The sequence below is a fragment of the Microcoleus sp. K5-D4 genome, assembly GCF_036704575.1.
Classification (GTDB): Bacteria; Cyanobacteriota; Cyanobacteriia; order Cyanobacteriales; family Microcoleaceae; genus Microcoleus.
The window spans coordinates 1-22063 of sequence record NZ_JAUBSD010000067.1 but is presented as its reverse complement, the minus strand read 5'-3'; the positions used below and the strand labels follow the sequence as shown (position 1 = coordinate 22063).

General features: G+C 46.5%; 20 protein-coding genes. 8 read left to right on the top strand and 12 right to left on the bottom strand.

What is annotated here, in order from left to right:
• Positions 1 to 169 precede the first annotated feature (169 nt).
• Positions 170 to 457 carry a hypothetical protein gene (locus QUA77_RS19760; RefSeq protein ID WP_333041628.1) on the bottom strand — a complete coding sequence of 96 codons (288 nt, stop codon included), beginning with the start codon at positions 455 to 457 and terminating at the stop codon, positions 170 to 172.
• 494 nt (positions 458 to 951) lie between these two features.
• Here QUA77_RS19760 and QUA77_RS19755 point away from each other — a divergent pair, with 494 nt between their 5' ends.
• The 3 genes from QUA77_RS19755 (at position 952) to QUA77_RS19745 (ending at position 3292) form a co-directional block, all read left to right on the top strand.
• On the top strand, positions 952 to 1212 hold the full coding sequence (locus QUA77_RS19755) for a MoaD/ThiS family protein (protein WP_333075068.1): 261 nt from the start codon (positions 952 to 954) through the stop codon (positions 1210 to 1212).
• A gap of 370 nt (positions 1213 to 1582) precedes the next feature.
• Positions 1583 to 2881: a threonine synthase gene (gene thrC, locus QUA77_RS19750; protein ID WP_333451973.1), complete on the top strand. Its 1299-nt coding sequence runs from the start codon at positions 1583 to 1585 to the stop codon at positions 2879 to 2881.
• A gap of 135 nt (positions 2882 to 3016) precedes the next feature.
• Positions 3017 to 3292 carry a MoaD/ThiS family protein gene (locus QUA77_RS19745; protein WP_006632924.1) on the top strand — a complete coding sequence of 92 codons (276 nt, stop codon included), beginning with the start codon at positions 3017 to 3019 and terminating at the stop codon, positions 3290 to 3292.
• 227 nt (positions 3293 to 3519) lie between these two features.
• Here the strand turns inward: QUA77_RS19745 and QUA77_RS19740 are convergent, their stop codons facing one another.
• The 4 genes from QUA77_RS19740 to QUA77_RS19725 form a co-directional block, all read right to left on the bottom strand.
• Entirely contained in the window at positions 3520 to 5406 is a 1887-nt protein-coding gene (locus tag QUA77_RS19740) for a ribonuclease J (RefSeq protein WP_333451971.1), read from the bottom strand.
• A gap of 288 nt (positions 5407 to 5694) precedes the next feature.
• Positions 5695 to 6597 (bottom strand): 4-hydroxy-tetrahydrodipicolinate synthase, encoded by a 903-nt coding sequence (gene dapA / locus QUA77_RS19735; protein ID WP_333451969.1) that lies wholly within the window; start codon positions 6595 to 6597, stop codon positions 5695 to 5697.
• A 107-nt stretch (positions 6598 to 6704) separates the two neighbouring features.
• Positions 6705 to 7748: an aspartate-semialdehyde dehydrogenase gene (locus tag QUA77_RS19730; protein WP_333451967.1), complete on the bottom strand. Its 1044-nt coding sequence runs from the start codon at positions 7746 to 7748 to the stop codon at positions 6705 to 6707.
• A 132-nt stretch (positions 7749 to 7880) separates the two neighbouring features.
• Positions 7881 to 8084: a hypothetical protein gene (locus tag QUA77_RS19725; RefSeq protein WP_333041641.1), complete on the bottom strand. Its 204-nt coding sequence runs from the start codon at positions 8082 to 8084 to the stop codon at positions 7881 to 7883.
• Between the two features lie 227 nt (positions 8085 to 8311).
• Here QUA77_RS19725 and tig point away from each other — a divergent pair, with 227 nt between their 5' ends.
• The 3 genes from tig (at position 8312) to clpX (ending at position 12116) form a co-directional block, all read left to right on the top strand.
• Complete coding sequence (gene tig / locus QUA77_RS19720; protein WP_333041643.1) at positions 8312 to 9727, top strand: trigger factor; 1416 nt, start codon at positions 8312 to 8314, stop codon at positions 9725 to 9727.
• Between the two features lie 346 nt (positions 9728 to 10073).
• Positions 10074 to 10763 (top strand): ATP-dependent Clp endopeptidase proteolytic subunit ClpP, encoded by a 690-nt coding sequence (gene clpP / locus QUA77_RS19715; RefSeq protein ID WP_333075055.1) that lies wholly within the window; start codon positions 10074 to 10076, stop codon positions 10761 to 10763.
• Between the two features lie 9 nt (positions 10764 to 10772).
• Positions 10773 to 12116, top strand: coding sequence for an ATP-dependent protease ATP-binding subunit ClpX (gene clpX, locus QUA77_RS19710; protein ID WP_333451964.1), 1344 nt, complete (start codon positions 10773 to 10775; stop codon positions 12114 to 12116).
• A gap of 138 nt (positions 12117 to 12254) precedes the next feature.
• Here the strand turns inward: clpX and QUA77_RS19705 are convergent, their stop codons facing one another.
• Positions 12255 to 14333, bottom strand: a complete 2079-nt coding sequence (locus tag QUA77_RS19705) for a DNA polymerase III subunit gamma/tau (protein ID WP_333041648.1) — start codon at positions 14331 to 14333, stop codon at positions 12255 to 12257.
• Between the two features lie 537 nt (positions 14334 to 14870).
• Here QUA77_RS19705 and QUA77_RS19700 point away from each other — a divergent pair.
• Complete coding sequence (locus tag QUA77_RS19700) at positions 14871 to 15782, top strand: hypothetical protein (RefSeq protein WP_333041650.1); 912 nt, start codon at positions 14871 to 14873, stop codon at positions 15780 to 15782.
• Positions 15783 to 15799: 17 nt separating this feature from the next.
• Here QUA77_RS19700 and QUA77_RS19695 read toward each other — a convergent pair whose 3' ends face one another.
• From QUA77_RS19695 to QUA77_RS19680, 4 genes are all read right to left on the bottom strand, one after another.
• A complete protein-coding gene (locus tag QUA77_RS19695) occupies positions 15800 to 16522 on the bottom strand; it encodes a DevA family ABC transporter ATP-binding protein (RefSeq protein WP_333041652.1) in 723 nt (240 codons plus the stop codon).
• A 99-nt stretch (positions 16523 to 16621) separates the two neighbouring features.
• Entirely contained in the window at positions 16622 to 17782 is a 1161-nt protein-coding gene (devC, locus tag QUA77_RS19690; protein WP_333041655.1) for an ABC transporter permease DevC, read from the bottom strand.
• A 171-nt stretch (positions 17783 to 17953) separates the two neighbouring features.
• Positions 17954 to 19597: an HlyD family efflux transporter periplasmic adaptor subunit gene (locus QUA77_RS19685; RefSeq protein ID WP_333451962.1), complete on the bottom strand. Its 1644-nt coding sequence runs from the start codon at positions 19595 to 19597 to the stop codon at positions 17954 to 17956.
• A 71-nt stretch (positions 19598 to 19668) separates the two neighbouring features.
• Positions 19669 to 20406, bottom strand: coding sequence for a phycocyanobilin:ferredoxin oxidoreductase (locus tag QUA77_RS19680; RefSeq protein WP_333041658.1), 738 nt, complete (start codon positions 20404 to 20406; stop codon positions 19669 to 19671).
• A 128-nt stretch (positions 20407 to 20534) separates the two neighbouring features.
• Between QUA77_RS19680 and tatA the strand changes: the two genes are divergently transcribed.
• Positions 20535 to 20726, top strand: coding sequence for a twin-arginine translocase TatA/TatE family subunit (tatA, locus tag QUA77_RS19675; protein WP_190734631.1), 192 nt, complete (start codon positions 20535 to 20537; stop codon positions 20724 to 20726).
• Positions 20727 to 20787: 61 nt separating this feature from the next.
• On the opposite strand, the gene panB is transcribed toward tatA, so the two are convergent.
• Positions 20788 to 21564 (bottom strand): 3-methyl-2-oxobutanoate hydroxymethyltransferase, encoded by a 777-nt coding sequence (panB, locus tag QUA77_RS19670; protein ID WP_333451960.1) that lies wholly within the window; start codon positions 21562 to 21564, stop codon positions 20788 to 20790.
• 286 nt (positions 21565 to 21850) lie between these two features.
• The coding region (locus QUA77_RS19665) for a tetratricopeptide repeat protein (RefSeq protein ID WP_333451958.1) at positions 21851 to 22063 on the bottom strand (213 nt) is incomplete at its 5' end.

The window sequence follows — 22063 nt, the reverse complement described above, 5'->3', positions numbered from 1 at the left end:
ACAAGATGCAGAAGGCAAGGCAAAAATATAAATTCTCCCCCTGTCCCTATCTGCCTCTCTCCCCAATCTAGAGCTTCTGCCTCTAATTCCAATAGAATCCGACAGCAAGTTTAAGGAATTACTAAGGAATAATTAATAACTTGTTAAATCACCTCCTTTTGCCCTTCTCTCAATCTTCTGTTTTCAGAAATTCCGATACCGAGACCGACTTCGGGAGACTATCCAGATCTTGAATTTCGCTTTCGTGGGCAAAAAACTCGACTTCTTTGTCGTCAATCTGAATCTGATAGCTAGCGGTAGCTGTCACAACCCGTCGCTTTTTTTTATCTTCTATTAAAACCCAACACACGACAGGTCTTACCCATCTCTCAACGTGCTGGCTTTGCTTCGTACTCCCAAAGGCATACCAGCCTTTAGCTTCAATAATTTGAAGCACTTTAAAATCGTTATGTGCCATATATTTCTATCGCGTTAACTTCAGTATTCTTCTTAGATAGAACGGCTAGCTTGCTAAGCAGGGCAAAGGTTTGACAATCCCAAGCCGCACTACATAACCTGATTTTTAGTCAGGAGAAGCGGGTTGGCAGGGTCTTGTCTGCGTTGTTGCCTGCTAAATGTAGTGCGAGCTTTTTGTACTCTCCCACAATTACCGTAAAGTATCTATACCGCATCCTCAAAAAATATTCTCGCATTAGCCTCAACAGCAGCCAACTAGACCTTAGCTAGCTGCATCTAAGTGGATGCCAACAGCTTCTAACGCCTGGTTGGTGAGAGCGATCGGCATACAATCTTGTTAAGACTTTTTGCTGCAATCAACTATCATCTTTACCCGCTGGGGTAAAACTTAACTAGAGGTTGCCGCTTTCAATTCTAAGCCTCGGTGCGCCTAATTCCTAATTAATTGTATGGTGTAGTTGATAATTGCCAAACCGTCGATCGCACTCAACAGCCGTGTCTAACTCTTTGATTACCATCACCGTTAAACTTTTCGCCGCCTTCGGTGAAGCCTACGGCGTTTCGGAACTTACATTAGAACTTCCTCCCGAAACCCCAGTGTCTCAAGTGCTCGAAAGCTCGATCGCCCAATATCCTCAATTAGAACAATGGCGCGATCGCACCCGCTTCGGCCTTAACCTGGAATTCGTCTCCCCCGACACCATCCTCCAAGACGGCGACGAAGTTGTACTCATCCCCCCCGTAAGCGGCGGCTAGGCTAAGTTGGTTAATCAAAAATTCGAGGTTTTGTAGTTGTGTTCGATCGCACGACTACCCAGTTGTTCGCCCAAAAAAGATTTATTAAGTTTTGTAACAATTCTGTCGGCAAATCATCCTTGAGCTCGATCGGGCTCGCGTGCGGGCCTGACAATCTGGGTTCCCAGCCAGATCCTGAAAACAAGTCAAATCCTTGTGGAGTGGGCGTTCCGCCCGCCCAAATATCAAAGTTAAATACACCACTGTTTAACTCAAAAGTAACTGAAAAATCAATCCCGACTAAAAAAATCGGGTATGGTTGACGGGCTAAATTGACCGTGCTAATCTTGCACAAGACTAAGAAAACATCGCAAAACTAGAGAGTTGAGCTATGACCCAGGCGACCAGAACCCAATCCACAGCAGCAACCTTCACAGCCCTTAAATGTAAAGAATGCGGTGAAGAGTACGAACTCCAAGCCAAGCACGTCTGCGATTGCTGTTTTGGCCCGCTTGAAGTCAAGTACGACTACGACGCCATCCGCCGCACCGTCACTCGCCAAACCATCGAAGCCGGCCCCAACTCGATCTGGCGCTACCGCGCATTTTTACCAGTCGCTACAGATAACGTCATCGATGTCGGCACTGGGATGACTCCTCTATTAAAATCCCACCGCTTGGCGCGCCGCCTCGGTCTAAAAAATCTTTATATTAAAAATGATGCCGTCAATATGCCCACTCTGAGCTTTAAAGACAGAGTGGTGTCAGTCGCCCTCAGCAGAGCGAGAGAATTGGGTTTCACAACGGTATCCTGTGCCAGCACCGGCAATTTAGCTAACTCTACGGCTGCGATAGCCGCCCACGCCGGACTCGACTGCGTAGTCTTCATTCCCTCCGACTTAGAAGCAGGCAAAGTCCTCGGCACTCTGATTTACAATCCAACTGTCATGGCAGTTCACGGCAACTACGACCAAGTTAACCGTCTCTGTTGCGAAGTTGCTAATACACATGGCTGGGGATTTGTCAATATCAACTTGCGTCCCTACTATTCCGAAGGCTCAAAAACCCTTGGCTACGAAGTTGCCGAACAGCTAGGCTGGCAATTGCCCGATCACATCGTCGCTCCCCTCGCCTCCGGCTCTTTGTTCACAAAAATTTACAAAGGCTTTCAAGAATTCACCGAAGTCGGTTTAGTGGACGAAAAGAAAGTTCGGTTCAGCGGCGCTCAAGCTGACGGCTGTTCCCCAATCGCCCAAGCATTCCGCGAAAACCGTGATTTCGTCAAACCGGTGAAACCGAATACAATTGCTAAGTCGATCGCGATCGGCAATCCAGCCGACGGTATGTACGCCTTGGAAATCGCCCGCAAAACAGGCGGCAACATTGAATCCGTCAGCGACACCGAAATCATCGAAGGCATGAAACTGCTAGCAGAAACTGAAGGCATATTCACAGAAACTGCCGGTGGCACGACAATCGCAGTCTTGAAGAAACTCGTAGAAGCAGGTAAAATCAATCCCGATGAAACCACCGTCGCTTACATCACCGGCAACGGTTTGAAAACGCAAGAAGCAGTTCAAGGCTACATCGGCGAACCCATCACCCTCGAACCGAAACTAGAAGCGTTCGAGCGCGCCCTAGAACGTGCCCGCACACTGGAACGGTTAGAATGGCAACAAGTTTCGGTTTAACAGCTATTAGTCAGTAGTCGGTAGTCATTAGTCATTGGTTGTTAAGCTGTTGACTGATGATTACTGACTGATTACTGGTGACTAATGACTGAGGACTAATAACTAATAAATGACTACTGACTAAGGACTAAAAAAATGACCGTCAAAGTTTTAATTCCCACTCCCCTGCAAAAATTTACCAACAATCAAGCCACCATCGAATGCGCCGGCGATAACATTTCCGAACTAATTGAATCGTTGGAAACAAATTGTCCCGGCATCAAAAAAAGCCTGTGCGACGAAAAGGGAGAACCCCGCAGATTTCTCAACTTCTACGTCAACAGCGAAGACATCCGCTTTTTAGATGGCTCAAAAACTGCTCTCCAAGATGGCGATGAAGTTAGCATTGTTCCAGCAGTTGCTGGTGGCTGATTTTGCAACCGCAGATGGTGGTAGATAAACGCAAATGAACGCAGATAGTAATTAATTCTATCTGCGTTCATTTGCGTTTATCTGCGGTTAAAAAATATTCCCTCACTTAGTGAGGAAATCTATTTGTGAAATCAAATCTAGGCTTGTAGTTGCGCTTGGGCGTCCAAGCGCAACTACACAACCTAAAACTCCTTTCTTGGTTCGGAGTGCGTCCGAGAATTATCGCCCTAAGAAGCTGCCCTTGCAGCAGTCCGGGGACGGCGCCGGCCCGTCACCTGATTGGCAGGAGATGGCAAGGATGGGGATGATGGCGATGATTGCGATGCCGATGATGGGGAGGATAATAGCTTAGGTGCTTCCAGGGAACCTGGAGATACTGCTGCCTTTTCCGATCGCACTGCTTCTTCAGGAATCTGCATCAGGAATACCAGCATTGGATTGCTTTGCAGTTCGCGGCGCATTACCCGCTGAATTGCTTTTTCTATTTGGGTTTGCACTCCTACCCAGTCAACATCAACTTGTGAGTCAGCAGTGGCGGGTTTGACAAATTCTGACCAGCGATCGCTCAAAACAGTTTCAATGGTTTGAGTGATTAATTTGATCACCTCCGCGCGATCGGCTGAGGTCACTACACCTTTCAAGTGAACTTCTGGTTTGGCAACTAATTTGCCTTCCCAATTCAAAGCCGCCGCTACAGTTACAACGCCATCTCCGGCCAACTGCTGACGTTCCTTGAGGACGTTCGCTTTGACAACACCCGATCGAGAAGAATCTACTAATTCAATTCCTGAAGGCACTTGACCAGCGACTCGGATTGAATTTTCGGTCAACTCTACGACATCGCCGTTGTCAATAATCACCATATTGCTAGCGGGAATGCCCATGCTTTGAGCCGTCTTGGAGTGCTGGATCAGCATCCGGTGTTCCCCGTGAACCGGCAAGAAGAACTTGGGACGAGTCATGTTAATCATTAACTTTTGGTCTTCTTGACAACCGTGACCCGAAACGTGAATGCCTTTGTCGCGGCCGTAAACCACGTGTGCTCCCAGCATCATCAGTTTATCGATCGTGTTTACCACTGCGATCGTATTTCCCGGAATCGGATTAGCTGAGAAAATGACTGTATCGCCCTTTCTGATTTTCAGTTCGTGATGTTCGCCGTTAGCAATGCGAGTCATCGCCGCCATCGGTTCGCCTTGGGAACCTGTAGTTAAAATCAGTACCTTGTCTTCAGCCAAATTTCGGATTTCTTTGAGCGGTTTGAAAATACTATCTTCGCATTTGATGTAGCCGAGATTGCGGCAGTGAGCGATGACGTTCAGCATCGACCGGCCAACCACTCCGACATACCGATTGTTTTTCTTAGCCAAGTCCAAAACAATTTGCAATCGGTGTACCGACGAAGCAAAAGTCGTCACCATCACTCGTCCCGGTGCTTGAGCGATAATTCTGTCTAAATTCGGCGCCACAGAACTTTCCGAAGCGGTAAAACCGGGAACTTCCGAGTTAGTAGAATCGCTGATCAAGCACAGCACGCCTTTCTCGCCGTACTCCGCTAGCTTTTGCAAATCAAAATGCTCGCCGTCTACAGGAGTGTGGTCAATTTTAAAGTCGCCGGTGTGGATCACAATTCCTACGGGAGTGTGAATTGCCACAGTAAAACTGTCGGCCATCGAGTGAGTGTTGCGAATGTATTCTACTAAGAAATTCTTGCCAATTCTGACAGTATCTCTCGGTCGAACCGTTCTCAATTCAGTGCGGTGAGACACTCCGGCTTCTTCGAGTTTTCCGGCTAGCAAAGCCATCGCCAAACGGGGGCCGTAGATGACCGGAATTTCAAATTGTTTGAGGTGATAAGGGATACCGCCTATGTGGTCTTCGTGACCGTGAGTCACGATCATACCTTTAATTTTGTGGCTGTTTTCCCGCAGGTAAGTCATGTCTGGGAGGACAATATTTACCCCGTGCATTCCATCTGTAGGGAAAGCTAAACCGGCATCTAAAAGAATGATTTCGTCGCCGTACTCGAACACACAAGTGTTTTTACCGATTTCGTGCAGCCCGCCGAGGGGAATAACTTTTAGAGCAGATGCAGTTGTATTTTTGTTGATCATGCGTATCCTTTGTTAGTTATTTTTGTTATTGGTCTGTGGTCTGTGGTCTGTCGTCTTTCGTCTTTCGTCTACTGTTAGTTGGTAGGGCGATATTTTTCCAAATATTTATGGAAAACTCCCTGGCGGGTTTTACTATCCCGTACAGTCAGTTGTCTTGGGCCTTAATTCTTCTCTCTTCAGTCTTTAATCCTTGACTGTTAGCTACTTACTAACACTTAATTACTAATGACTGATGACTCAGAACTAATGACTGATAACAACCAATATTCAGTTGTCTGAAAACTCGTTCTAGATCGTCTTGCTAGCTGATACTGCGGCTAGCTGATTCAGTACGTCCTTTAACTTTTGAGTTACCTCAACGGGCGGATCGCACAGGGGCGGACGGGTGGAGCCTACATCCCAGCCTTGAAGTTTGAGAGCTGTCTTGACGGGAATGGGATTTGTGGTGAGAAAAAGAGCTTTAAACAGGTCAAAAAGTTGCAAGTGAATCTGGGTAGCGACTTGAACTTGACCGGTCTCGAAAGCTTCTATCATCTGTTGCAGTTGCTCTCCTACCAGATGGCTGGCTACGCTAACTACACCAGATCCTCCTACCGCCAACATTGGCAAAGTTAGGGAATCATCTCCAGAATAGATGGCAAATTCAGGGGATGTCAAGCACCGAATTTGACTTGCTTGATCCAAGTTGCCACTTGCTTCTTTTACGGCCACAATGTTGGGGATTTCTGCCAATCGAGCCACCGTTTCCGGCAACATATTCTGACCAGTACGACCGGGGATGTTATATAACATTATAGGCAATTCTGGAGCAGATTGCGCGATCGCCCGAAAATGATTGTATAAACCTTCTTGCGGGGGTTTGTTGTAATAAGGAACCACCTGCAAACAGCCATCTAACCCGAGTTTAGCTGCTTTTTGGGTAGCTGCGACTGCTTCTGAAGTAGAATTCGATCCGGCTCCTGCGATTACTAACGCCTTACCGACCACCGCCTTTTGTACCACCTGAAATAATTCGTATTCTTCATCCCAGGTCATAGTGGGAGACTCGCCAGTAGTGCCGCACACTACCAAGCTATCTGTACCGTGATCGGCTAAATGAACTGCCAATTGTTCTGCTACCGCATAGTTAACACTGCCGTCTTCCTTAAACGGCGTAATCATTGCAGTCAGAACCCGTCCAAACTTTACCACACTTTCTCCGATTTTAGACTGTTGATTTTTGATTTTAAATTTTTGATTTCAGATGAAAGGTTTATCTAAAATCCCCAATTTCAATTTCCCAATTGCCAGAATTTCCGCTAATTAGAAGCCGCCGCCACTGGGGTTCGCAACAAATCTTTTTGGGCAAGCAACTCAGCTATCTGCACCGCATTTAAAGCCGCCCCTTTGCGGATTTGATCGCCCGACAGCCACATTTCCAACCCGCAGGGGTGAGAAATATCTTGGCGAATCCTGCCCACTAACACCTCATCCTTACCGCTGGCTTCAGCAGGCATCGGGAAATAATTAGCTTGCCAGTCTTCTACCAGCTTAACCCCGCTTGCCTGCTTTAAGATTTCCCTGGCCTCGCTCGCGCTAAAAGGCTCTGCAAACTCTAGATTAATCGCTTCCGAATGAGCCCGCAGTACGGGAACCCGCACACAAGTTGCCGTAATTTTAATCTCCTCCGTACCAAATATCTTCCGAGTTTCGTTTACCATTTTCATCTCTTCTTCACAATACCCCAAATCATTAATCGGGGTGTTGTGCGGAAACAAATTAAATGCTAAAGGGTAGGGAAATATATCTGTTTTGGGCGTTTCCCCCTGCAAAATTGCTCTTGCTTGAGCTTTCATTTCCTCCATTGCCCTTGCCCCCGCCCCGCTGGCAGACTGGTAAGTCGCTACAACGATGCGCTGTACCGGCCTAACTTTGTGAAGTGGCCAAACGGCAACTGCCATCAAAATCGTCGTGCAGTTGGGATTAGCAATTATACCTCGGTGAGCTGCAGCCGCTTGGGGATTGACTTCTGGAACCACTAGCGGTACGGTCGCATCCATGCGGAAAGCGCTAGAATTGTCAATTACCACTGCTCCGGCTGCCACCGCTTGCGGAGCCCATAACTTAGAAGTCGAGCCGCCTGCCGAAGCGAGCACCAAATCTACATTATCAAAAGATCGCGCCGAAACTGCTTCGACCGGCAGCATCTCACCGCCAAAAGGCAAAGTTGTGCCTGCTGAACGTTCCGAAGCCAGCAGCTTCAAGTTAGAAATCGGAAAACTCCGGCTGTGCAATAGTTCTAGCAACTCGGCACCGACTGCGCCGGTGGCTCCTAAAATTGCAACTCGATAGGATTGAGACAAATTAGTTTCCTCCACAAATTATAGTTTCAACGATCGAAATCAAAAATTTAAATAACTGCAATTCTCAATATCAAACTTAATTAATGTTATGCGATATCAGGAGCATGAGAGGATAGCAATGGTGCAGTTGACCTAAAAGGGCGATCGAACTTCCCGATCGATCCGTGCGATCGTAGCCAATGCCAGTTTAGCATCTTTTGCCGCTCGCCCACGCCCAATCCGCATCCGGTTAAGTTTTGCGATATATCTGCATTTTCGCAGGCGCATCCATTGACTTTGACTGGCCGCAGAGGCCGGCAACATTGACATCACAGGGCGATATGTGCTATGGTGCATCGGCAATTAGTGGACTTAACCTCCACATTCCTAGCAGCAAAAGCTAGTATCGTCAAACCAAAACTATTTGGCAAGAGCCAAAAAAGTAGCCGGAAATGACTTACAGTCTCATCCGGTAAAGGTGTTGTAGTTGTGCCGTTACGAGTCAAAGCGTACAAAATTAAAATGCAGGCAAAGTCAGATTTGTATGTATTTTATTACACTATTGTTAAATATCACAAAAGCCGATGAAAGTAACCCAGGAAAAACTTCCAGCTAGCCAAATTGGTCTGGAAATCGAAGTACCGTCAGAAAAGTCAAAACAAGCTTACGAGCAAGTAATTAAACAATTTGCTCGCGAGGTTAATATTCCTGGGTTCCGCAAAGGCAAAGTTCCCCGTCAAGTTTTGCTACAGCGCCTAGGCCAGACTCGCTTGAAAGCGACGGCTTTGGAAAATTTGATTAATGATTCCCTGCAAAAAGCCCTAGAACAAGAAAAAATTGCGGCAATTGGCAGTTTTGAACTTCGCACCGAGTTTGAAGAATTACTAGAGAAGTTCGATCCAGAACAGCCTCTGATTTTTTCGGCAAAGGTTGATGTACAACCAGAAGTGAAAATGGGTCAGTACACAGGTTTGCAGCTTCAAGCAGAAGAAGCTAAGTATGATGAGGCTCAGGTAGATGAGGTACTGGCAAAATATCGATCGGACAAAGCTGCTTTAATCCCCGTAGAAGGCCGGCCGGCTCAGTTGGGAGACATGGCTTTGGTTGATTTCTCCGGTAGATTTGCGGAAGCACCAGAAGGCGAAACTCCCGCAGAAATTCCCGGCGGTCAAGCAGAAGATTTTCAAGTAGAATTATCGGAAAATCAGTTTGTACCGGGCTTTATCCAAGGCATGATCGGGATGAATCCAGGAGAAACTAGAGAAGTTTCCGTGCAGTTCCCAGATGAGTATAGCAGTGAAGAATTAGCGGGGAAACCTGCCGTCTTTACGATTACTCTCAAAGAACTTAAGGAAAAAGAATTGCCGGAGTTGGACGACGACTTCGCCCAAGAAGTCAGCGAGTTTGAAACTTTAGCAGAACTGCGCGAATCGCTCGAAACTAGGTTTAAAGCAGACAAAGAAAACCAGACATCAGCTAATAAGGAAAAAGCTATATCAGCAGCCCTCGTGCAGCTAATAGAAGTGGAAATTCCTGAAACAATGGTCGATCGCGAAATCGATTATTTGTTGAATCAACAAGCCGTCCAATTGAAAAATTACGGCATAGATATCAATCAACTGTTTACCGAAGAAAATATGGGCCCGATGCGAGAACGCTCGCGCCCGGAAGCAATCGAGCGCCTCAAGCAGAATTTAGCTCTGGCAGAAGTAGCCAAGCTGGAATCCTTATCTGTTGAACCAGCAGAAGTAGCAGCCGAAATAGCAAAAATCAGAAAGCAGTTTCCCAAAGGAGATTTTGACCCCCAAAGGTTGAAGGAATTTGTAGCAGAAGATTTGCTCAAACAAAAAACCCTGAAATGGTTGGAAGAAAAAGGAACAATCGAACTCGTACCTGAAGGCTCTCTGACTCCTGCAGCAGAAGAATCAGAAGAATCGGACGCTGAAGATTCATCAGAAGCAGCCACGAGCGTTGAAGTGGAAGTCGTAAGCGAAGAATAGAACTTAATGTGTTCAAATGTCCTAATTGGGGGCATGAAATCAACCGTGATTTTAGCGGCGCACCTGATCCTTAACTACAAGCTCCGGGTGCGCCTGATCCTTACTAAAAGCTTGGGGTGTCCACTAGAAGCAGCGATGATTTACACGTAGGTGTTTTAACTCATTACCCCGCGAGCCTTGCAAGTTACTCCAGCGTGGCGCCCAGCGCAGAAAGCAATTTCAGAACTCAAAACTCCCCATTCCCCCGATATCTGTTCAGAAGAGGCATAATAGTTAAAAGCTGGCGGCTTAATTTAAAGCTTTCATCAGCAGCAGCAAATTGTTTAGAATCCTTGACTGGTGTCTTATGGTTGTATCTCAATCTTCCAATTACCTAATTACAAGCTATAACGATTTTGATGTCAGTTCCAGCCCCAGCAATGTAGTGCCGATGGTACTAGAACAGTCGGGGATGGGCGAGCGGGCTTTTGACATTTACTCGCGCTTGCTGCGGGAGCGAATTGTGTTTTTAGGAACTCCCGTAACCGACGAAGTTGCTGACTCAATAGTGGCTCAGCTATTGTATCTAGATGCCGAAGACCCAGAAAAAGATGTCCAAATGTACATTAATTCCCCCGGCGGCTCGGTGACGGCCGGCATGGCAATTTATGACACAATGCAGCAAATCCGCCCGGATGTGGTGACGATTTGTTACGGTTTGGCAGCGAGTATGGGCGCATTTCTGCTGACAGCAGGAGCTCACGGTAAGCGGATGTCTCTTCCGAGTTCCCGGATTATGATTCACCAGCCGCTTGGAGGCGCTCAAGGTCAAGCAGTTGATATTGAGATTCAAGCCAAAGAAATCCTTTATCATAAGCGTAAGCTGAATCAACTGCTAGCGCACCACACAGGTCAACCGATCGACAAATTAGAGGCGGATACAGAGCGCGACTTTTTTATGTCAGCCGAGGAAGCCAAAAATTACGGTTTGGTCGATCGAGTTATCGCTAAAGAAAACCTTCCGGCGGCGGGAGAGAATGTCACTGCACTGAATTAAGAGGCTGTTATGTCTAAGTACGACTCCCATCTAAAATGTTCGTTTTGTGGCAAGTCTCAAGAGCAAGTACGCAAGTTGATCGCAGGGCCCGGGGTGTATATCTGCGACGAATGCGTTGACTTGTGCAATGAAATTTTAGATGAGGAGTTGTTTGATTCGAGTGCAGTGCCGGCAGCGGCGGCGGCTCCGAAGCAGGAAACGACGCCAAAGCGCCGCGCTACCTCGGGCAAAAGTATGTCGATGAGCCAAATTCCGAAGCCGAGGGAAATTAAAAATTACCTCGACGAAAATGCGATCGGGCAAAATGAGGCGAAAAAAGTGCTCTCGGTAGCTGTTTACAACCACTACAAGCGCCTGAGCTTTATCCATGCCAAAAATAGCGGCAAGCACCCACCGGAAGAAGTAGAACTACAAAAATCGAATATTTTGTTAATCGGGCCGACGGGCTGCGGAAAAACTCTGCTGGCTCAGACGTTGGCGGATATGCTAGACGTGCCGTTTGCGGTGGCTGACGCGACGACGCTGACGGAAGCAGGCTATGTCGGGGAAGATGTGGAAAATATTTTGCTGCGGCTGCTGCAAGTGGCAGATATGGACGTGGAAGAGGCGCAGCGCGGAATTATTTATATTGATGAAATTGACAAAATAGCCCGCAAGAGCGAGAATCCTTCGATTACCCGGGATGTTTCGGGTGAAGGCGTGCAGCAGGCGCTGCTGAAAATGCTTGAGGGGACGATCGCCAATGTACCTCCCCAAGGCGGCCGCAAGCATCCCTATCAAGACTGCATCCAAATTGATACCAGCAATATCATGTTTATTTGCGGCGGTGCTTTTGTCGGTCTGGAAAAAGTGATAGAGCAGAGAACGGGTAAAAAGTCAATGGGTTTTATTCAGCCCGGAGAAGCTCAGCCGAAGGAAAAGCGGGCTGCTGATGTACTCAAGCAACTGGAACCGGATGATTTGGTGAAGTTTGGGATGATTCCTGAGTTTATTGGGCGGGTGCCGGTGGCGGCGGTGTTAGAGCCGCTGGATGAGGAAACGCTGATGGCGATTTTGACTGAGCCGCGCAATGCTTTGGTTAAGCAGTATCAAAAGCTGCTGAAGATGGATAATGTGCAGTTGGACTTTAAGCCAGAGGCGATTCGGGCGATCGCCCAGGAAGCATACCGCCGCAAAACTGGAGCGCGGGCGCTGCGGGGAATTGTCGAAGAATTGATGTTGGATGTGATGTACGAGTTGCCGTCGCGCAAGGATGTTGCCCGGTGTACGATTACTAAGGAAATGGTCGAGAAGCGATCGACGGCTGAGTTGTTGGTACTTCCGTCTTCCCTACCCAAGCCAGAGTCAGCTTAAAAGTAGATATTCACAATCACTAGGTGACTATAATTCAACCTAAAACTTTTAGGGTATTAAGAAACCTGGAAGGGCGGCCACTCTTAGCAGCGCCCCTACTACAAAAACCGGGTTTCTCGGTTTTTTTAGTGATCTACATTACCAATCTATAAAATCATCCTCACCTAACTCAGAAGACAACTCGGAAAAATCCGGTTCAGATTCCAATCTAAAAGTTTCCGACTCCCAAATCTCCAAGTCATCCGACAAATCGACTACTTCCCCGTCAAACATATCAGCCAATTTCCTAGCCGTATTCGCGACATATTGAGCGTCATCACGCACCGCTATAGCCTGAGCTTTAAAGTCATTTTGAGAGTCTGTAGAACCGTTTGTGGGCGATCGCGATTCGGAAATTGCCGGCACATTAACGGCGGTATTTTCAGGCGCTGGCGGGTGCTTTTGTTCTCCACCATTCCCCAAAAAATCATCTGTAATCTCAGAACCCGCCGATTTCTGCACCTGTTGGCCCGCATCACTCACAGGATGAGAATTCCTAGGATTTTCGCCAACACGTCCGTTAGAAGTAGGCAAATCCTTGGCGCGGGAACTATTAGTTTCAGCGGGATTTGTCAAGCCCACTTTTACTGTTACTCGACGGTTAAAAATTTGCAAAAAAGCTTCTTCAATATTAGCTACTTTGTCTTTAACCATATTGAGCAACGGCTGGGAACTAATCTTAACATGAGCAGTATTATTGCTAAAAATTACTAGCTGTCCATGTTGGCGAAGCAGCGATTGAGTGCCATGCGGCCGCACGCGGTCAAGTACCTGTTCCCACACTCGATTTAAATCGATTTCATCGGCTGAATTAGTCGAGGAATAATTTGTTTGATTAGTTTCAGCAGTTGGTACAGGTGCGGGAATCGCTGCAGGAGGTGTGCTTTCTGTTCGATTAGCCACAGGCTGCGACTGAGGCGGAGGATTCTGCGAATTGGGAACTGAAGATTGTTCAATATGAGATGTCTGACTCCCCCCCGATTGTAGGGGCGGTGCCCCCGTGCCCGCCCTGGGTTGGGGGGGGTAATTTTGTGGTGGTGGAGCAATATTTTTCGCTGGTTCGGCTGTTGTTTGCTGCTGAGTTCTAATTGCTGAAGGCAACAATCCCAACAGCGTTACTTCCAGCCACAAACGCGGCTGAGTAGTGTTTTTAATTTGCACTTCGTGGGTTTGCAAATGTTTCTGACCTGCCAAAATCAACTCCGCATCCCAACTGCGGGCAAAATCCCCCAGTTTTTCCCAAGTGGCCGATGTTAAAGCTACTAAATCTGACCGCTTTGGTGCAGCTTTGGCTATTAGCAAATCTCGGTAAAAACTCGCGAGACTTTGCAGCACGATTAGCGGTTCCCGACCGCGATCCATGAGATGGCGGGTCATGTCTATTAATGCTGTAGCGTTATCTGTATCAATAGCTTGCAGCAAATCCATTAAATCATTTTCGGGGACTGCACCGACTAAATCCCAAACTTTTTCGACTGTTACTTCACCCTGAAATAAGCTTAGTTGGTCGAGCAAACTTTCGGCATCTCGCAGACCACCTTGGGCGATTTGAGCAACCATTTGTACTGCATCGCTGGCAATATTGATATTTTCTAATTTGGCAATTTTGTGCAAATGGGCAATCATTGCTTCGAGGGGGATGCGACGAAAGTCAAACTTTTGGCAACGAGAAATAATAGTTGGTAATACTCTTTGTGGGTCGGTTGTGGCGAGGACGAATACAACGCGATCTGGCGGTTCTTCTAGGGTTTTTAATAAGGCGTTAAATGCCTGGGTACTGAGCATATGAACTTCGTCGATTACATATACTTTATAGCGGCATTGTACGGGAGCAAATTGAGCTCTTTCGATTAAATCCCGAATGTTATCTACTCCGGTGTTGCTGGCGGCGTCAATTTCGATGACATCTAGTGTGGAACCTCGGGCAATTTCTTGGCAAACGTTGCATTTGCCACAGGGTGTGGGGGTGGGGGCAACCGTAGAAATACAGTTGAGAGATTTGGCGAAAATTCTGGCACTAGAGGTTTTACCGGTGCCTCTGGGGCCGGTGAATAGATATGCTGGTGCTATGCGCTCTTGTAGGATGGCGCTGGTGAGGGTTTGGGCGATCGCCTCTTGACCGACTAATTCGGCAAATGTCTGAGGGCGATATTTGTGGTGCAGGGGTTCGTAGGTCACGATCGAATAATGGTGGTATTAGCTGTAATCTTAGCTAAGGAGACGTTGTTCGATCGCACCACAGCTCGACTTTCACAGCAAGCCGCCCGGTGGGCTGGCACGGCGGGAGTCAGCCAACAGTAGGAATTATCACTCTCCAACGTCCGCCCCCTGATCGTCCGGGCGATCGACTGTTCTGCTTGATGTTTTCCGCTGCTCGCTCCCAGAGTTACTATTAATTTATGTGTATTTCTTTTTATTTTTCTAGAAACGGAGACCGCCGAACAAACATTTTTTTTAGATGTATTGGTATAATATATTACAGACAATTCACCATTTCTATTGGCCAGTGCCAGCGCGGGATTTTCCGATATTTCGGAAACCTGCTTGCAGTTAAAGATAAAGTATTAATTAGAGGGTGCGTGCTCCAGTTGCAGAAATCCAGTTGTACCAAGATGATGGTGGAATGATGTCAATGTTGGTTGATCCAGTTGCACTACCAGCTCTACTCTGGAGTCCTGTATAAATATAGCGTCAAATTTTACCCTTTAAAAGCCCATGTCAACCCAAATAATCCTTGTAGAACCAAGGTTGGCAGTAGCCTCTCCCAAACCTAAAAAGGCTAAACCCGGAGATCCGTCCTCAGACCAACTCTTAATGGGAGGGTCAGGATTACTGTTGTTATTGCTTATCGGTTTAGCGGTGTTTACCAAGCTAAAACTCGACGATTTGAGTAAAAAGCTCAAATTTGAGGAGTTTAGAAATCGAGAACTCCAGAAAAAATATAAAATGGCTCTGGAAACCATGTTAAAGATGGAAAAGAATCCCGACCTTATCCACTCGCGAGACTTTAATTTAGACTACCTGAGAATGCGGATGGCGGAAGAGGTCTTTCACTTTGCCATTGTGAACCAGATCAAGGTAAAAGTTAAAGAAAAAATTAGTATTGCCCTGCGTCCGACTCAGGGGGCAGTGGGAGATAAAAATGGGAATGCGGGCAGCGGCCGGCAAGTGGATTCGATGTTTGATATCGAATACGAAACTGGCGATCCGGCAATAAAAATAGAAAAACGCGTGCTGTTTCGGATTCAAATTAAGTTGATGAAACTGCCGACTCAGGCAACATCAGCGACAATTAATCAAATTATTGACTGTTTGGAAACTTATCTGAGTCCTTCAGACGATCACGACAGTTGGCAGCCAACAATTCAAGGTCGCATCGTTCATATTGAGTGGGATCAAAAAGCCAAGCCGACGCCGATGTTGGTGCTGGAACAGTCAAATGAAGGGGTGAATGTTACCTTTAGGACTACTAGAACGCCTGCCGGCAGACCTGCAAATGCCAATGATAGCCAATTGGCCGGATCTAAGGGTCAAAAAAGTGGCAAAAGTAGTTCTAAAAGTCCAGCAAAAAGTGGGACAAAAAGTCCTGCTAAGGTAGGAGGAAAGCGTCCCGTTTCTCGGAAATAAGTGTAGGTGGATTAATATTATTTTCCCGAAAGAACGCCGGTTGCCACCGTTGTTGATGTGTCTTGTGCGAGGTAGCCGTCTTCCATGTGAATAATGCGATCGGCTATATCTAAAATGCGGTTGTCGTGGGTGACAAGCAAAATAGTGCAGTGCTGTTCTTTGGCCAAACCTCGCATAATTTCTACCACATCTCTACCTGATTTACTGTCTAGTGCTGCTGTGGGTTCGTCTGCTAATACTAATTTCGGCTGGCTGACTAATGCGCGGGCGATCGCAACTCTTTGTTTCTGACCACCAGAAAGACTGTCTGGGTAATAATCTATTCTTTCTCCCAAGCCTACAGCTTCCAGCATTCCCTCTATTTTATCATTAGTTTCTTGGGGAGAAAGATGACTGTGCAGTTCTAAAGACATTTGCACATTTTGCCTAGCTGTCAAGCATTTGAGCAAATTGTGAGCTTGGAAAATATAGCCGATGTCGCGGCGGATTTTAACTAATTTGTTTTTCGGCGTTCCCCGCAATTCTTGGCCAAGAATTTTAAGACTACCTTCTTGGATCGATCGCAAAGCTCCTATCAAGGTTAACAATGTTGTTTTACCCGACCCAGAAGGACCAGTCATCAGCACGATTTCGCCCGGATAAATTTCGAGGTTGATGTCAAATAATGTCTGTTTGCGAAGTTGTCCTTCGCCGAAGGAATGATTGAGATTTTGAATCGAGACAACTGGTAAAGTATTCATTCGTAATTTGTACTTGGTAATTGGTAATTCCTTCTTCCTTCTTCCTGACATCCCTTACATCCGTTACAGAATCCGTTGCCGAACTTCCTTCTTCCTTCCTTAAAAAATATCCGCCGGGTCAGCCGCCTGCAACTTCCTAACTGCGATCGCGCCGGACACAGAACACATTACAACTGTCATAATAAAAACAGTCATAGCTTTCGCCAAAGTCATATACATCGGCAAACTCGTAGCACTTCTCCCTAAATTGTACAGCACCAAAGAAACTCCAAACCCTGGCAAATAGCCAAGAATTGCCAAAATCAAAGCCTCTTGAAACACCACACCCAAAAAGTAAATATCCTTATATCCCATCGCCTTCAGCGTCGCGTATTCCGGCAAGTGGTCGGTAACATCAGTATAAAGAATTTGATAAACAATCACTATCCCAACGATAAATCCCATTGCCGCGCCGAGTGTGAAAACAAATCCGATGGAGGTACTTTCCTGCCAATATTTTTTTTCAAAATCTACAAACTCTTCTTTAGTAGAAATTCTCACATCGTTCGGCAAAGTTGCCCTCATTTTATCAACAACAGCCTTAACATCTGTTCCCGGCTGCAAGTGAACAATACCTATATCGATTAAACCTCTTGTTCTCCGCGTCGAAAAAATCCGCATAAAGTTCAAATCGCTGGTGACAAGATTTCCGTCGGCACCGAAAGAGGCCCCTATAGTAAATAAACCATCTACCCTAACGCGGCGATTGTCAACTTCAGTTTCAACAACTTTTCCCTGTTTGAAATATTCTGCTACCGGCCCAAACTCCGGCCGAGAAGCTTGGTCAAATAAAACCACATCCGAAATTTTGATTTTGTCCAAATTATTTTGGATTTCAGGCAGATCAAAGATGGGATGAGCAGGGTCAAAACCGATTACCATCAATTGGCGAGTATTGCGCTGGTTGGGGTCGGGGTTTTTCCACAATCCAAAGCCTAAATATACGGGACTAATTGCTGTAACGCCGTTAAAACTCAAAGCTTGATACAAGCGACGCTGGGGAAAACTTTTCATGGCTATTAAAGCCGTAGACTGGGTGCTGCTGATAAAAATATCTCCTTTTAATTTCGAGTGAAAGGTGATGGAGCTTTCAAATAGCGCGTCTCTAAATCCAAACTGCATAAACATTAGCAAGTCAGCAAATCCAATGCCTGCTAGCGCGATTACTAAGCGCATTCTTTCGCGGGTTAATTGTGCCCAAGCTAGTGGTATTTTTGCCATAAGAGTCTATTTTAGAGTTTAGATTTTAGGTTTAGGAGGGAATAATTTTACGACTTAAGCACGGGTGTTGAGAAATCTGTTTTTTTCCCCTTATATTTGATTCAAACCCTTAATATCGGTAAAATACCCGGTTGATTGAGTCCCCATCCGTAAGTTGTCTCAACGTAAAATTTAGATATTTATTTTGACTTCAACCTGCAAGTTTGTTAGGGTTGCAACTTTCTTGCTCGATTCCGGATCGAGGCGAATTCTAACTTCGATAACTCTCGCGTCGGTGTCGGCGGCGGGGTCTGTATTAAGGACATCTTTTTTGCTGATTTGTTTGCCGATGCGATCGACTTTTCCTTCCACAGTGCCTGCAAAAACCGGGCTGGTGACTGTTGCGCGCTGGCCGTTTCGCACTTTGGCGATGTCGGTTTCGTAAACTTCTGCTACGGCGTACATTTGATCGGTGCCGCCTAGTTCTACGATGCCATCTTGAGTGTTGACAGCTTCTCCTTGTCGGCTGTGAACTTTGAGGATGTAGCCGGATACGGGTGCTTTGACGTAACTTAAGTTTAAGTCTACTTGAGCTTTTTGTTTGGAGGCGATCGCACTTTCGACGGCGGCTTGGGCGGCTTGCACGTCTTCGGGACGTACTTCGGCAATTTGGTCTAGATTTGCTTTGGCTTGATTGATTTGTTCTTGGCCAGTTTCTGCTTTTTGTTTTAGTATTGCTTCGGCTTGATTGATTTGTTCTCTACCAGTTTCTATCTTTTGATTTAAGGTTGCTCTGGCTTGGTTAATTTCCTGCCTGCCTGTTTCTAACTTGCGTCGGAGATTGGCTCGGGATTGATTGATTTCCTGCTTGCCTGTTTCTACTGTTTGTTTGATTGTTGCTTTGGTTTCGACTATTTGCTCTTGCAGTGTTTGCACTGTTTTTTCTAATATAGCTTGCGCTTCTTTTACTCTCTGGCGAGCCGTCTCTGCTGCTAAGCGTTTGGTGTCGTAGGCGGAAGCAGAAATTGCGCCTGTTTGGGAGAGTTCTTTATTGCGTTGTTCCTCGGCTTCGGCGTTGGTTAATTCGGCTTTTAGCCGATCGACTGTAGCGTTTTGAGACGCAATTTCGCCGCGCAATTGAGCTTCTAGCCTAGCCAATTTGGACTGCTGCACCTCTGTTTCTCTTTCGAGTTGTGCCTCAAATTTGGCAAGATTAGCTTGTTCGGCTTCGGTTTCTCTTTGGAGTTGTGCCTCAAATTTGGCGACGTTAGCTTGTTCGGCTTCGGTTTCTCTTCGCAGTTGAGCTTCTAAGCGGGCGATATTGGCTGCTTCGGCTTCGGTTTCTCTTTGCACTTGTGCTTCAAACTTGGCAACTTCTGCTTTTTGAGCGCCGACAACGCCTGTTTTTGCGCCTGCTTGAATTTTCGCTAATTCTGCTTGTTTGACTTTGACTTCTTTGTCGGCTTGTTGCAGGATTGCTTGGAGTCGATCGCGCGTATCGAGAACTGCTATGATTTGTCCTTGACTGACTCGATCGCCCTCTTCCACCTGCAACTGTTCAATTCTTGCTCCCTCCGACGCCGAAGGGGCCGACAATTTGATAACTTCCCCCTGCGGAGTCAACCTACCCAAAGCGGTAACACTGTTGCGGGTGGCGACGGAAGTTGCCGCCGCCGCTGCCGCCGCCGCCTTTAACTCTTCGGCTTTTTTAAGTTGAGATACTTGCCAAAAACCGACTCCTGTGGTAATGAGAGTGGCGGCGATCGCTAAACCGATGAGTCCTCGCCCTGGGGGTTTTAAAAATGATTTATCCTTGACCCGTGATTCCTTTCCCATTACTTATAAAGTAGGTGATTTCCTAATTAAGTTTTGCCCACCTACTATTAAGTATTGTAAACACATTTAAGCTATTTAGGGATATCAAAAAGCACTTCGGTCATATAATGTTCGGCCCAATCTTGACCGAAAGCTTTTTCGAGTACGCGGCGGGTTTTGTCGTTTTGCTGCTGCTGGGTGCAGTAGTAAATTTGAGCGTCTAGAATTTTCGATGCTTCTGCGGCAGAGACTGGTTCGGAAGCGACTGCCTGTTTGCAGTGAATTTCAACGTAGGATTCAACAATATCCAAAAACCGACTGTTTTCTTCGATCGACTCGGGCCGCACAAACAGGCAAAATTCTGAGAAAATATCCCCCCATTCGGGAATTTGGCGGGGACAAGAAAATTGATCGATCGGCAATATTGCCAGTTGGGTTCGGTAGGTTTCCGACAAAGTTCGATCGGGATTGAGGGGAGAAAGGTCTGCGATCGCGGCGCTAACTTGGCCTTTGCCTGCTACGATATCCGTACCGAACATCGGCAAAGCATAATTCGGTCTGGGAAACATCACGCAGTGCAGAATGTCAAGCAACGGCCCGACTTTAGCGAGTTCGAGGTGTATTTTGCGGAACTGGGGCGTTTGATAGCAGCGGTTTTCAATGATCAGTTTTTCTCCTTCCAAGCGGCCTTCTACATATCCCAACTCAGCGGGCAGGTGGTAGGGTTCGAGGTCTAGATAGCGGTGCCATACTGCTTCCATCCGGTCTGCTAAATCGCGGATGAGATGGTGCTGTTGGTCGCGCAGAGAAGGCTGGGATATTTCTAACATTCGTATTTATCGGGGGATAGCTTAATAAAACTTGATTCTACTGTTGCAAGATGCAGGAAAAAAGGTAGATACTTTAACAATATCAGTAGATTGACTTACGATCGAGCAAGTTTTACAGGAGATTTTGTATGTTTGGTCTGGGATTGCCTGAAATGGGCATTGTTGCGGTGGTGGCTATACTAATTTTCGGCCCCAAGAAGATTCCTGAGTTGGGAAATGCTTTGGGCAAAACGCTGCGGAGTTTTAAGGAAGGGGTTGGTCAATCTGAGGATGAAGCTGTTGAGAAGGATAAAGAGGAAGAGGGTCAGCCGAAAGTGTAAATTAGGTTTGTAGTGAGGATTTTAGTCTTCCTTTTTAAGGGCTCAAGCCCTCACTAAGAACCTATTCTGGAAATTTGCCTTCTCTAACTTCGAGGGAATAATCTGTGACAGCTTGGGTAATTGTTTCTCGCAAATTGGCGTAAGCTTTAGCAAAAGGCGGCTGTTTTTCCGAAAGTCCCAACAAATCGGAAGTAACTAAAACTTGGCCGTCGCAGTGCGGCCCGGCGCCGATACCAATGGTGGGAATAGTTAGTTTTTGGGTAATTTGAGCGGCTAAGTCGGCGGGAATGTGTTCTAAGACGATCGCAAAGGCACCTGCTTCTTGAAGCGCGATCGACTCTGCTATGATGCGATCGGCTGCTTCGGCTGTTTTTCCTTGTTTTTTGTAGCCGAGTTGGTGTACCGACTGCGGAGTTAAACCAACGTGCCCCATCACTGGAATTCCGGCGGATGTTAGCTGCGAAACTGTGGCAGCCATTGCTGGATATCCACCTTCCAATTTTACAGCTTGAGCGCCAGTTTCTTTCAAAGCTCTCCCGGCCGAGTGCATGGCTTGCTGGGGACTTTCTTGGTAAGTCAAAAACGGCAAATCTACAACAATTAATGCTTGTTTAACTCCACGGCGCACTGCTTTAGCGTGGTGCAGCATTTCATCGAGGGTTATGGGTAGGGTTGTCTCGTAGCCTAAGACTGTCATGGCGAGGGAATCGCCGACTAGGATGATATCTACGCCTGCTTGATCGATGAGTTGGGCGATCGCATAATCATAAGCTGTCAGGGCAACAATTGACCGCCCTTGTTGTTTCCACTGAATTAATTGATGAGTAGTGAGTGACATTTTAGTGCAAAAATATAATATGATCTCCCGCTATTACTTATAATATCAAATATAACAAATTATATACAATCCATATTGTAGGGTGTGTGAGGCGCGGCGATTAAGAATTGTCACAAATCGAGCAACTTGATTCAGCGCTTCACGCACCAAGACCAACTAAATGCACCCCTGCAATGATGCGCTTCAGCACTAGGTATAAGCGGTGAGCGAGCCACTAAATAATCTACCATTTATGCTGCATATTGTATATTTTAACAATATTTGTAATTGAGAGCGCTCTTTTTATTTATTCCTTCATTTCTGCTAATAACTGTTCCCCAAAAGGATGTTTTTCCAATTGCTCAAATGTCAAATGTCCTTTACTGATTCCTTCCCGCCACAGCCCAACATAATTTTTCCACAAAACCTGAATGTGCGGGTGGCTTGCGGGCAACTTGCTGCGTAAAATTTCCACAGCTTGCAAATACAGCGGTTCCGCTTCCGAGTACCTTCCTTGGGA